The organism is Streptomyces sp. NPDC096012 (assembly GCF_040426375.1).
Classification (GTDB): domain Bacteria; phylum Actinomycetota; class Actinomycetes; order Streptomycetales; family Streptomycetaceae; genus Streptomyces.
Window position 1 is genome coordinate 52,002 of record NZ_JBEOTD010000013.1, and the last position, 12,172, is coordinate 64,173.

General features: G+C 73.5%; 12 protein-coding genes. 3 read left to right on the forward strand and 9 right to left on the reverse strand.

Annotated elements, in window-relative coordinates; all coding sequences use genetic code 11:
- Window positions 1-94: 94 nt before the first annotated feature.
- Both ABVB68_RS15480 and ABVB68_RS15485 read right to left on the reverse strand, forming a co-directional pair.
- A complete protein-coding gene (locus ABVB68_RS15480) occupies window positions 95-751 on the reverse strand; it encodes a response regulator (RefSeq protein ID WP_353601584.1) in 657 nt (218 codons plus the stop codon).
- A 14-nt stretch (window positions 752-765) separates the two neighbouring features.
- The gene (locus ABVB68_RS15485) at window positions 766-1,920 is read right to left on the reverse strand and encodes a sensor histidine kinase (RefSeq protein WP_353601585.1); all 1,155 of its coding nucleotides are present in this window, start codon (window positions 1,918-1,920) and stop codon (window positions 766-768) included.
- Window positions 1,921-2,027: 107 nt separating this feature from the next.
- Here ABVB68_RS15485 and ABVB68_RS15490 point away from each other — a divergent pair, with 107 nt between their 5' ends.
- Genes ABVB68_RS15490 through ABVB68_RS15500 form a run of 3 tightly spaced genes read left to right on the forward strand, consistent with a single transcriptional unit; the run spans window position 2,028 to window position 4,158 of the window.
- Entirely contained in the window at window positions 2,028-2,948 is a 921-nt protein-coding gene (locus ABVB68_RS15490; RefSeq protein ID WP_353601586.1) for an ATP-binding cassette domain-containing protein, read from the forward strand.
- 2 nt (window positions 2,949-2,950) lie between these two features.
- Window positions 2,951-3,667: an ABC-2 transporter permease family protein gene (locus tag ABVB68_RS15495; RefSeq protein WP_353601587.1), complete on the forward strand. Its 717-nt coding sequence runs from the start codon at window positions 2,951-2,953 to the stop codon at window positions 3,665-3,667.
- A gap of 41 nt (window positions 3,668-3,708) precedes the next feature.
- Complete coding sequence (locus ABVB68_RS15500) at window positions 3,709-4,158, forward strand: hypothetical protein (RefSeq protein ID WP_353601588.1); 450 nt, start codon at window positions 3,709-3,711, stop codon at window positions 4,156-4,158.
- Window positions 4,159-4,446: 288 nt separating this feature from the next.
- Here the strand turns inward: ABVB68_RS15500 and mug are convergent, their stop codons facing one another.
- From mug to ABVB68_RS15535, 7 genes are all read right to left on the reverse strand, one after another.
- Entirely contained in the window at window positions 4,447-4,935 is a 489-nt protein-coding gene (gene mug / locus ABVB68_RS15505; RefSeq protein WP_353601589.1) for a G/U mismatch-specific DNA glycosylase, read from the reverse strand.
- Window positions 4,936-5,006: 71 nt separating this feature from the next.
- Window positions 5,007-6,449 (reverse strand): adenylosuccinate lyase, encoded by a 1,443-nt coding sequence (gene purB, locus ABVB68_RS15510; protein WP_353601590.1) that lies wholly within the window; start codon window positions 6,447-6,449, stop codon window positions 5,007-5,009.
- A 241-nt stretch (window positions 6,450-6,690) separates the two neighbouring features.
- Window positions 6,691-7,479, reverse strand: coding sequence for an SGNH/GDSL hydrolase family protein (locus ABVB68_RS15515; RefSeq protein ID WP_353601591.1), 789 nt, complete (start codon window positions 7,477-7,479; stop codon window positions 6,691-6,693).
- Between the two features lie 433 nt (window positions 7,480-7,912).
- A complete protein-coding gene (locus ABVB68_RS15520) occupies window positions 7,913-8,935 on the reverse strand; it encodes a hemolysin family protein (RefSeq protein WP_353601592.1) in 1,023 nt (340 codons plus the stop codon).
- Window positions 8,932-10,275, reverse strand: a complete 1,344-nt coding sequence (locus ABVB68_RS15525; protein WP_353601593.1) for a hemolysin family protein — start codon at window positions 10,273-10,275, stop codon at window positions 8,932-8,934. The genes ABVB68_RS15520 and ABVB68_RS15525 overlap by 4 nt, the downstream gene beginning before the upstream one ends.
- Window positions 10,276-10,415: 140 nt before the next feature.
- A complete protein-coding gene (locus ABVB68_RS15530; protein WP_353601594.1) occupies window positions 10,416-10,853 on the reverse strand; it encodes a GNAT family N-acetyltransferase in 438 nt (145 codons plus the stop codon).
- A gap of 177 nt (window positions 10,854-11,030) precedes the next feature.
- Window positions 11,031-11,915, reverse strand: a complete 885-nt coding sequence (locus ABVB68_RS15535; protein WP_353601596.1) for an LLM class F420-dependent oxidoreductase — start codon at window positions 11,913-11,915, stop codon at window positions 11,031-11,033.
- Window positions 11,916-12,172: the final 257 nt, after the last annotated feature.

The following is a 12,172-nucleotide window of genomic DNA, read 5'->3' on the forward strand; positions in this document are numbered from 1 at the left end:
CGCCGTCCACTGCGCGGCTCGGTGGAGCCCGGTGCCGTCCTCTGTGCGCTCGGTGGAGTCCGGTGCCGTCCGCCCGCGGGGGCCGGTCAACCCGTCAGCGCGGTTCGACGAATCCCGACTCGTAGGCGGCGATCACCGCCTGGGTACGGTCGCGCGCCCCGAGCTTGGCGAGGACGGCGCTCACATGCGACTTCACCGTCTCGGTCCCCACGACCAGCCGCTCGGCGATCTCCCCGTTCGACAGCCCGCCCGCCATGAGCCGCAGCACCTCCGCCTCACGTTCCGTCAGCCGCGCCCGCTCCAGGGCGGCACGCGCCGGAGGTTCGCCGTCGCCGTACCGCGCGGCGAGGCGGCGCACGGAGGCGGGGAACAGCAGCGACTCGCCCTCCGCCACCAGCCGGACCGCGTGCACGATCTCGGCCGGCCGCGCCCGCTTCAGCAGGAAACCGTCGGCGCCCGCGCGCAGCGCCTCGTACACGAACTCGTCGTCCTCGAAGGTGGTCACCACCAGGATCTTCGGTGGCGCCTCGACGGTCCGCAGCACCGCGCGCGTGGCCTCGATCCCGTCCATCAGCGGCATGCGGACGTCCATCGCGACCACGTCCGGGCGCAGCCGGCGCACCAGCGGGATGACGGCCGCCCCGTCCGCCGCCTCGCCCACCACCTCGATGTCGGGCTGCGCCTCCAGCACGGCACGCAGACCCGCGCGGACCAGGGGTTCGTCGTCGACCAGAAGCACGCGGACAGGCATCCGGCCAGCCTAGATCAGTCGAGCGGCAGCTCCACCCGCACCCGCCAGTGGCCTTCCACGGGCCCGGTACGGGCGCTGCCCCCGAGCAGAGCGGCACGCTCCCGTATGCCGCGCAGCCCGCTGCCCCGCCCGGCCCCGGACATCCCGGCCGGCAGCGGATTGCGCACCTCGAGGGTGAGCCCGCCGGCCACGACGGCCAGCCGGACCTGCACCGGAACGGAACCCGCGTGCCGCAGGACATTGGTGAGCGCCTCCTGAAGGATGCGGTAGCCCTCGCGGGAGACCGGCCCGGACAGCGCGTCCACGGCTCCGGTCACCTCGGCGTCGACCTCGGCGCCCGAGGCGCGCGCCGACTCCAGGAGCCGGTCGGCCTCGGCCAGCGTGGGCCGGGAGCTCACCGGCCGCTCCGACTCGCGCAGCACCCCGAGGACCCGCTCCAGATCCTTCAGAGCCGCCCGTCCGGTCTCCTCGATGGCGTCCAGCGCCCGTTCGGTGAACTCCGGATCACCCGCCGCCCGCGCCGCGCCCGCCTGCACCACCGCCACCGTCAGGGCGTGCCCGATGGAGTCGTGCAACTCCCGGGCGATGCGGGTGCGTTCGAGCAACTGCTCGGTGCGCTCCTCCAGCGCGGCCAGCCGCTCGGCCGCGGACGGGCCGAGGAGCCGGCGCGCGCACACCGTGGCCAGCGCACCGAGTCCGACCACGACCGCGTACAGGGCGAGGAGCGGCAGCGGGATCAGCAGGGCGTACGCCGGATGCGGCTCCAGCCGGGCCGGCCACGGCATGCCCGAGGGCGTGTGCCCCCAGCCGCACCTCGCCAGCTCGACGGCGATGAGGGGCAGCCACACGGAGGCTGCGGAGGTCACCCAGCCGAGGAACATCCGCAGCTCCAGCCACAGCACCGTGCGTATGCGGTCCCGCCAGTTCGCCGACGGTGTCACGGAGATGCCCGGATCCTCCTGACCGGGCGTCAGCAGCAGCCGGGCCTGGACGCCCTCGCCCATCCGCACGGCGGGCAGGAGACCGACCGGCACGAGGACGAGCGCCGGTACCCAGGGCTTCGACATGTCGACGAACATCCACACGCTCTGCAGCAGCATCGGCACCCACAGATGCAGCAGCCGCGTGTACGTCGTGCCGCGCAGCAGCGGGCGCAGGAAGCGGGCCATGACGCAATCCTGGCAGCCGGCACCGACGGCGGACCTCCCTCCTGCGGGGGAGACGATCTCCCCCGGCGGGGGAGGCACGGGCGCCCGAGCCCGGCCAGGCTGAAGCCATGACCAGCATCGATGTACGAGACCTCACCAAGGAGTTCGGCACCCGGCGAGCCGTGGACGGCCTCACCTTCAGCGTCCGGCCCGGCCGTGTGACCGGCTTCCTCGGCCCCAACGGCGCCGGAAAATCCACCACCATGAGGCTTGTCCTCGGCCTCGACCGGCCCTCCTCCGGCACCGCCACCCTCGGCGGCCGCCCCTACGGCGAACTCCGCGACCCCCTGCGCCACGTGGGCGCCCTGCTGGACGCGCGGGCCGCGCACGGTTCGCGCACCGCCCACGACCATCTGCGCGCCCTCGCGGCGAGCAATCGCATCTCCACGCGCAGGGTCGACGCCGTCCTGGCGGAGACCGGGCTCGCCGCGGTGGCGCGGCGCCGGGTGAAGACGTTCTCGCTGGGCATGCGCCAGCGGCTCGGGGTCGCCGCCGCGCTGCTCGGCGACCCCGAGGTGGTCCTGCTCGACGAGCCCGCCAACGGCCTGGATCCCGAGGGCATCGTGTGGATCCGCACGCTGCTGCGCCGGCTCGCCGCACAGGGCCGTACGGTGCTCGTCTCCAGCCATCTGATGAACGAGACCGCCGCGTTCGCCGACCACCTCGTCATCCTCGGCCGCGGGCGTCTGCTCGCCGACACGCCCGTCAAGGACTTCATCCACGCGCGCGTCCGGCCCCGGGTCAGAGTCCGCACCACCGAACCCGGAGTGCTCGGCGCCCTGCTCGCCCGGCACGGACACGAGTCCGTCCGGGAGGAGGACGGGACATGGACCGTGCGGCACGCGCGCGTGGACGACCTCGGGCGTCTGATGTCCGAGGCCGGCGTCCCCGTCCTGGAACTCGTCGCCCAGGAGGGCACCTTGGAGGAGGCCTACCTCGACCTGACCGCGGCCGAGACCGAGTTCACCGCACAGCGCCAGGAGGCCTGACCATGCTCTTCGCACCCGTGCTCCACGCCGAGTGGATCAAGATCCGCACCCTGCGCTCCCTGCTGGGCGCCCTGGCCGCGATGTCGGTGGCCACCGCCGCCTTCGCCGCGCTCGCCCCCTCCATGGCGGACGGTGACGCCTCCGACCCGCTGTTCGCGGTGTTCTTCGGCATCAGCTTCGGGCAGGTCGCCGCCGTCGCCTTCGGTACGGCGGCCGTGTCGTCCGAGTTCCGGGGCGGCGCGCTGGGGCTGACGCTGGCGGCGGTGCCCGACCGCCGGCGCTGGTTCGCGGCGAAGGCGACGGCGATCGCCCTGCCCGTGCTGGCGGTCGGACTGTTCACCGGCCTGGTGACACTGCTGGCCGGCGAGGCGGCCCTCGGGGCCTCCGGGCCGGGCTGGGCCGAGGGACTGCGCGGTGCCGCCGGCTGCGGGCTGCACCTGACGCTGATGGCCCTGTTCGCCGCCGGGCTCACGGCCGTGCTGCGCAGCGGGGCGGCCACCCTGTCCGTCCTGATCCCGTTCCTGCTCATCGCGTCCTTCGTGATCGGCGACCTGTCCGCCGGGATCGCCGACTTCCTGCCCGACCGGGCCGGCCAAGTGGCCCTGCACAGCGGCTGGGACGGTCCTCTCGGCCCCTGGAGCGGACTCGCGGTGACCGCGCTGTGGACGGCGGCGGCCCTCCTCGCGGGCGCATGGGCCGTGAGCCGGAGGGACGCCTGACGGGCCGCCAATTGTCAGTGGTGCCCGCTTTACTGGATCCCATGGACATCGCCAACCAGCTCGCTGTCATCGACCGGCTGTGCGCCCGGGGCTTCCCGGCCGAGCACGGCAGGACGGACGTCGGCACCGGCGGACCGGGGTATCTGATAGCCCCGTTACAGAGCGGTGATGACTTCCCGGAGGACGACGGCGCCGGCCGGGAGGAGGCCGAGGCGCAGTACGAGGCCGACCGCGACGCGCTGGTGGAGCGGCTCACCGAGCGCTGGGGCCCGCCCCGGTACTTCAGCCTGTACAGCGTCCTGGAGCGGACGGTCGAGGGCGGGGACGGGGACGGGGCGGAGCCGTGGACCGGGCTGAGCGGTCATGTTCCGGACGTCCACCTGTGGCGGGCGCCGGAGACGGACCGCTGGGTCGCCCTCGGGGTGTCCCGGTGGGACCGGGAAATGCCGCTCCAGCTGCTGGCGGTGGTCACGGAGACCGACCCGGTCTGACCGCCGGGACCGCAGCCGTGCGGCGGTCCCGGACCGCCACGGGGCTCCCGGCCTCCGCCGCCCCTGCCGGGCAGGTTTCCGGGGCTCGCCGGACCCGCAGCGGCGCAGCTTCTCCGGATCCCAGCCCCCACTTCCAGCCATGCGGCTTCTCAGGCCCCCGCCCGCCCCCTGGTCGGGCAGGTCTTTCAGGCCCTCGGCCATCCTGCAGCCGCGCTGCTTCTCAGGCCCCGGCCACCCGAAGCCGGGCGGGTTCTCAGACCTTATGCCGCCCCGCAGCCGCTCCGCGTCTCAGGCCTCCGCCGCCACCCGCAGCCGGGCGAACTCCTCCGCCATCGTCGCCGTCGTCCAGTGCGCGTTCAGGCCGCTGGGGTTGGGCAGCACCCACACCCGGGTGTCCCCGAAGGTCCGCTGCTGCGGCCCGACCCGGGCGGCACGGTCGCCGAAGGCGGCCCGGTACGCGGTCACCCCGACCACGGCCAGCCACCGCGGGTTCAGCCGTGTCACCTTCTCGGCCAGCAGTCGCCCGCCCTCGACGTACTCCTCGGCGCTCAGCTCGTCCGCCCGGGCGGACGCCCGCGCCACGACGTTCGTGATGCCCAGCCCGTACGACGGCAGTTCCGCCTGCTCGGCCGGCCGCAGCAGCCTCGGTGTGAAGCCGGACAGGTGCAGCACCGGCCAGAACCGGTTGCCGGGGCGGGCGAAGTGGTGGCCCGTGGCCGCCGACATCAGCCCGGGGTTGATGCCGCAGAACAGCACCTGGAGACTGTCCGCGACCACGTCGGGGACGAGACGGTCGCGGGCGGCCTCCAGGTCCGCCTTCGTGAGGCGGGGCGAGCGGGGTGCGCCGGTCAGAGGATCGCCCCGGGGGTGTAGCCGGCGGCCTGCGGGTGCTGCTTGGCGATCTCCTCGATCCGGCCGACGACCAGAGCGACCTGGTCGGCGGCGGCGCCGGTGAAGGACAGCTTGTCGGCCATCAGCGCCGCCAGCTGCTCCCGGTCGAGCGGCAGGCGCGCGTCGGCGGCGAGCTTGTCGAGCAGGTCGTTGCGCTCGGCACCCTGCTCGCGCATGGCGAGCGCGGTGGCCACGGCGTTCTCCTTGATCGCCTCGTGCGCGACCTCGCGGCCGACCCCGGCCCGCACGGCACCCATCAGCACCTTGGTGGTGGCGAGGAACGGCAGGTAGCGGTCCAGCTCACGGGCGACGACGGCCGGGAAGGCGCCGAACTCGTCGAGAACCGTCAGGAACGTCTCCAGCAGACCGTCCAGCGCGAAGAACGCGTCCGGCAGCGCGACCCGGCGCACCACCGAGCAGGACACGTCGCCCTCGTTCCACTGGTCGCCGGCCAGCTCACCGGTCATCGAGGCGTAGCCGCGCAGGATCACCATGAGGCCGTTGACGCGCTCGCAGGAGCGGGTGTTCATCTTGTGCGGCATCGCGGAGGAGCCGACCTGGCCCGGCTTGAAGCCCTCGGTGACCAGCTCGTGCCCGGCCATCAGCCGGATCGTCTTGGCCAGCGAGGACGGCGCCGCCGCCAGCTGCACCAGCGCGGTGACGACCTCGTAGTCCAGCGAGCGCGGGTAGACCTGGCCGACCGAGGTGAAGGCCTGCGCGAAGCCCAGGTGCCCGGCGATCCGGTCCTCCAGCTCGGCGAGCTTGGCCGCGTCACCCCCCAGCAGGTCGAGCATGTCCTGCGCGGTGCCCACCGGGCCCTTGATGCCGCGCAGCGGGTAGCGCTTCAGCAGCTCCTCGACGCGGCCGTGAGCGACGAGCAGCTCGTCGGCGGCGGTCGCGAAACGCTTGCCGAGGGTGGTGGCCTGCGCGGCGACGTTGTGGGAGCGGCCGGCCATGACCAGCTCGGCGTACTCGCCCGCCAGCTTGCCCAGACGCGCCAGGACGGCCACCGTGCGGTCGCGGATCAGCTCCAGCGACAGCCGGATCTGCAGCTGCTCCACGTTCTCGGTGAGGTCGCGGGAGGTCATGCCCTTGTGCACGTGCTCGTGCCCGGCGAGGTCGTTGAACTCCTCGATCCGCGCCTTCACGTCATGCCGGGTGACCTTCTCGCGCTCGGCGATCGAGGCCAGGTCGACGGTGTCGAGGACACGCTCGTAGTCGGCGATCGCCTCCTGCGGCACCTCGATGCCGAGGTCCTTCTGGGCCCGCAGCACGGCGAGCCAGAGCTGCCGCTCGAGCTTCACCTTCTGCTCGGGGGACCAGAGCGTGGCGAGCTCGGCGGAGGCGTAGCGTCCGGCGAGGACGTTCGGGATACGGGGCTTGGCGGGCGCAGAAGTCACGTGTCCAGATTCTACTGGCGGTTCGTGCAGGCCAGCGCCATGGGGTTGTTCGGCGGAAGCTACGAGACCCCGGTCACCTTGTCGCCTCGTCCGGGCCGGCCGGCCCGGCCAGGACGTCCGCGGGGCACGGCCGTGGCGCGCAGCAGCGCAGCGCACCAGCAATCAGGCCGGCGTCCTCCGCGCGGCCGCGGTACCGGGTCCGGGTCTCCGGGTCCAGGTCTGGGTCCGGGTCCGGCGGAGGCTACGCCGGACCCTCGTACGGCAGCAGCTCCGGACGCTTCGGGGGCAGGCCGTCGCCGGAGGAGCGGCCGGTCAGACGCCGGCCTATCCACGGCAGCAGGTGCTGCCGGGCGAAGCGCGCGTCGGCCACGCGCCGGGTCAGCCAGCCCGGCGGGAGGGTGGCCGGCATCGGCACGTGCCATTCGGTGTCCTCCGGCTCGTACCCGAGCCGCTGCCACACCGCCTCGGCGACCCGGCGGTGCCCCTCGGCGCTCAGATGCAGCCGGTCCACGTCCCACAGCCGCGGGTCGGCCAGCGAGGGAGCCCCGTACAGGTCGACCACCACGGCGCCGTGCTTCTCGGCCAGCTCCTCCACGCAGGCGAACAGCTCCTCCATGCGCGGCCGGAACCGCTCCAGCACCGGGCCCTGCCGGCCGGGGCTGCGCATGAGCACGAGCTGCTTGCAGGAGGGGGCCAGCCGCTCCACGGCCTCGGTCAGCAGATCCCGTACCCGGACCATGTCGCACTTGGGCCGCAGGGTGTCGTTGAGCCCGCCGACCAGCGTGACGACGTCGGCGTTCATGGCCGCCGCGACCTCCACCTGCTCGTCGACGATCTGCGCGATCAGCTTCCCGCGCACGGCGAGGTTCGCGTAGCGGAAGCCGGGGGAGCGGGCCGCCATCCGCGCGGCGAGCAGGTCGGCCCAGCCCCGGTAGGAGCCGTCGGGGAGCAGGTCCGACATGCCCTCGGTGAAGGAGTCGCCGACCGCGACCAGGCTGGTGTGGGCGGGGGATATGGGGTTCGTCTGCATGGCGAAAGCGATGGTATCCCGGCTCCATACCCGCCGGTCGGTCGCCCCGGACCAGCCCGCGCGGTCGCTCCGGCGGGTCGCTCCGCAGCAGCCAGCAGCCAGCAGCCAGCAGCCAGCAGCCAGCAGCCAGCAGCCAGCAGCCAGCAGCCAGCCAGCAGCCAGCAGCCGGCCCGGCAGGCCGCGCCTGGCACAGCCCGCAGCCGCCGGAGTCGCGGAGTCGGCCGGCTCCGGATCACACGCGGCGCCTCAGCCGATCGGCCCCGCCGTCACCCGCACCCCCTGGCCGTCACCCGCAACCCTCTCGGCGTCACTCGCACCCCCCGGCCGTCACCCGTAACCCTCTCGGCGTCACCCGCACCCGCCTCGGCGTCACCCCGCAACCCTCTCGGCATCACCCGCGCTCGCCTCGGCGTCACCCCGGAGCCGCTCGGCGTCACCCCGGAGCCGCCGGCTGGCCGAAGAGCTGCCTCAGGACGTCCTCCATGGTCACCAGGCCGGCCAGCCGCCCGTCGTCGCCGAGGACCGCCGCGAGGTGGCTACGGCTGCGCCGCATCGCGGTGAGCACGTCGTCCAGCGGGGTCCGCTCGCGCACCCGCGGGATCGGCCGCATGTCCTGCAGCCGGAACGGCGCGTCCCGCGGCGAGGCGTCCAGCGCGTCCTTGACGTGCAGGTAGCCCACGATCCGCCGGCTCTCGTCGACCACGGGGAAGCGGGAGAAGCCGGACTCGGCCGCCAGCCGCTCCAGTTGCTCCGGGGTGACGCCCACGCACGCGTAGACGACGCGCTCCAGCGGTACCACCACGTCCCGCACCGGCCGGCTGCCCAGCTCCAGGGCGTCGCGCAGCCGCTCCTGGGCCCGCTCGTCGATCAGGCCCGCCTCGCTGGCGTCCTTGACGATCTCGGCGAGCTGGGCGTCCGTGAAGGTCGCCGCCACCTCGTTCTTCGCCTCCACGCGCAGCAGCTTCAGCAGCCCGTTGGCGAAGGCGTTGATCGTGAAGATCACCGGCCGCAGCGCCCGGGACAGCGCGACCAGCGGCGGTCCGAGCAGCAGCGCGCTGCGCACCGGCTCGGCGAGCGCGATGTTCTTGGGGACCATCTCGCCCAGCAGCATGTGCAGATAGGTCGCCAGGGCCAGTGCGATCACGAAGGACACGGCGTGGCCCGCGCCGACGGGCACACCGGCGGCGTGGAACACCGGCTCCAGGAGATGGGCGATCGCCGGTTCGGCGACCACGCCGAGGACCAGGGTGCACAGCGTGATGCCGAGCTGGGCGGCGGCCAGCAGCGCCGACACGTGTTCCAGGCCCCACACCACGCTTTTGGCGCGCCGGTCACCCTCCTGGGCGAGCGGTTCGACCTGGGAGCGGCGCACGGAGATCAGCGCGAACTCGGCACCCACGAAGAAGGCGTTGACGACGAGGGTCGACAGTCCGATCAAGAGCTGTACGGCGGTCATCGCGCCTCCTTCGGCGTCCGGTCGGCCTGCTCGTCGTCGAGCGGCGCGTGCAGCAGCACCCGGGCCGCCCGGTGGCCCGAGTCGTCCACCACCTCCAGCCGCCAGCCGGCGACCTCGACGGTGTCGCCGTTCTGGGGTATCCGGCCCAGCTTCGTGGCGATCAGACCGGCCAGCGTCTCGTACGGCCCGTCGGGCACGCGCAGGCCCACGCGCGCGAGCTGGTCGATGCGGGCCGCTCCGTCGGCCGAGTACAGGGCCCGGCCCTCGGCGTCCGCGCCGGCCGGGGCGAGGTCGGGCGTCTCGAGCGGATCGTGCTCGTCCCGCACGTCGCCGACGACCTCCTCGACGATGTCCTCCAGCGTCACCACACCGGCCGTGCCGCCGTACTCGTCGATGACGACGGCCATGGTGCGCTTGCCGGAGAGCCGGTCCAGCAGCCGGTCGACGGTCAGGGACGCGGGGACCAGCAGCGGCTCGCGCATCACCTGGGTGACGCGGCGGTGGCGCCGCTGCTCGGTGGGCACCGCCAGTACGTCCTTGATGTGGACGACGCCGACCACCGAGTCCAGGGTGCCCTGGTAGACCGGGAACCGGGACAGCCCGGTGGCCCGGGTCGCGTTGGCCACGTCCGCACAGGTGGCCTGGGTGTCGAGGGCGACGACCTGGACGCGCGGGGTCATCACGTTCTCCGCCGTCAGGTCGGCCAGGTTCAGCGTCCGGACGAACAGCTCGGCGGTGTCCGCCTCCAGGGCGCCCTGCTTCGCCGAGTGCCGGGCGAGGGCGGCCAGCTCCTGGGGACCGCGCGCGGAGGCCAGCTCCTCGGCCGGTTCGACGCCGAGCCGGCGCACCAGACGGTTGGCCGTGTTGTTCAGGTGCGTGATGAAGGGCCGGAAGGCGGCGCTGAACCAGCGTTGCGCGCTGCCCACCCGTTTCGCCACGGCCAGCGGCGAGGAGATCGCCCAGTTCTTGGGCACCAGCTCGCCGACGACCATCAGGAACACCGTGGACAGCGCCGTACCGAGCACCAGGGCGACCGAGTGCGCCGTGGCCCGTGAGAGCCCCATCGCCGTGAAGGGAGCCGACAGCAGCTTGGCGATCGACGGCTCGGCGAGCATGCCGACCACCAGGTTGGTGACGGTGATGCCGAGCTGGGCGCCGGAGAGCTGGAAGGTCAGGTTCCGTACGGCCTCCAGGGCGCCGGCCGCGCCGCGCTCGCCGCGCTCCGCGGCGCGCTCCAGTTCGCTGCGCTCGACCGTGGTCAGCGAGAATTCCGCCGCCACGAAGGCGCCGCAGGCGAGCGACAGCAGGATCGCCACCAGAAGGAGCAGCACTTCGGTCATCGGGTCACCCCCGTCCCATGATCGGACAGGGTGCGGGAATACGCGCGGTGTCGCGGACCGGGAGGCTCGCCCATAGGCGGACGCTCACAACCTTTCATAGAGGGCCGAGTGCTCCCTCAACGGTAAAGGATGGGCAAAGACTACAGTCCGTCCCGGTCGGTGAGCGGCTTCACCCAGCGCCGCCACCGCTCCTGCGGCCCGTAGCCGGCGGCCTGCCAGGCGTGGTGGGCGGTCTCGTTGCGCACCAGCACCATCGCGTCCGCACGCCGGCCGCCCAGCCGTGCGAACCGCTCCTCCGCCGCGGCCAGCAGCTCCGAGCCGATGCCCTGCCGCCGCCGCTCCGGGTGCACCGCGAGCCGGTACAGATGGCACCGCCAGCCGTCGAACCCCGCGATCACCGTGCCGACCAGTTCACCCCCCGCCTCGGCGAGGAGCAGCGCCTCGGGATCGCGGTCGACGAGCCGCTCCACACCGGCCCGGTCGTCACTGATGCTCGTGCCCTCTGCGGCCGTCTTCCAGAAGGCGAGCACGGCGTCGAGGTCCTCGACGGTGGCGGGGCGCATACGCACATCGGTCATGTGATCATCGGACCACGGACGGCCTGGCGGGTCGGCGGAATTCCATCATGCGGACTCCTCACGCGGCCGCTCCATGGACCACGGACGGCCTGGCGGGTCGGCGGAATTCCATCATGCGGACTCCTTACGCGGCCGCTCCATGGACCATGGAGGGCCTGGCCGGTCAGCGGGATTCCGTCATGCGGACTCCTCGCGCAGCCGCTCCATCACCGGCGCGAACGCCTCCATGGCGGGCTCCAGCACGGTCAGATAGGAGAACCCGAAGCGCTCGCGCTGCGCCCGCACCTTCGCGACGACGTCCTCCAGAGGCCCGACCAGCACGATGGGCAGGGCCAGCCCCTGCTCCAGGGTCAGTGAGTGCCGTTCCAGCAACGGCGCCAGCACGGGCTCGGGATCGTCGGTGACGGCCACGAGCTGGATCAGCACGTTCAGCTCGGCGACCGCCGCGCGGTCCGCCGCCAGCCGCCGGTAGCGTGCCACCCGCTCGTCCAGCTCTCCGGCGGTCAGCGGCTCCAGCGAACCGGGGGCGCTCCCCGGCCGGGCCCCCGTGAAGGCCGCGATGTCCGCGTGTTCGGCCGTCAGGCGCAGCATCCGGTCGCCGTTGGCCCCGATCAGCAGCGGGACCCGCGCCTGGGCGGGCCGGGGCTCGGGCCCGGCGGGGCCGAGCAGCCGGTCCAGCTCGCCGACCGTGCGGCGCAGCCAGTCCACCCGCTCACCCGGCGAACCGTACGGCAGCCCGGCCGCCTCGTGCTCGGCCTGTACGTATCCGGTGCCGATGCCGAGTTCGAGGCGCCCTCCGGTCAGCGCGTCCGTGGTCGCCACCTCGCGCGCCAGCAGCGCCGGGTTCCAGAAGCCCGCGTTGAGCACGAACGTGCCGACCCGCGGCCGCCGCGTCGCTCCGGCCGCCGCGACCAGCGCCGGGAAGGGAGCGACCATCCCGAGGTGATCGGGCACCAGGATCACGTCGTACCCCAGCTCCTCGGCCCGACGGCACTTCGCGCGCCATTCGTCGGCGGGCGCGGGCGTGAGCAGGTTGACCCCGAAGCGGAACGGGCGCGACATGAAATCTCCTCGGCAGTACGTCACTTGGGCCTCGCCGCCCCGATTCCATCACGTCGGCCGCACGCCCGGCGGAGGCCGCCACGTGTGGGGATCGCCACTGGCACGCTCGTCTCGGACGTCCGGTGGGCGGTGCGTCGGTCGTGGGCGTTCGCCGCCCGCGCGGTCATTCGGGACGTGCGGTGGGCGGTGCGTCGGTCGTGGGCGTTCGCCGCCCGCGCGGTCATCCGGGACGTCCGGTGGGCGGTGCGTCGGTCGTG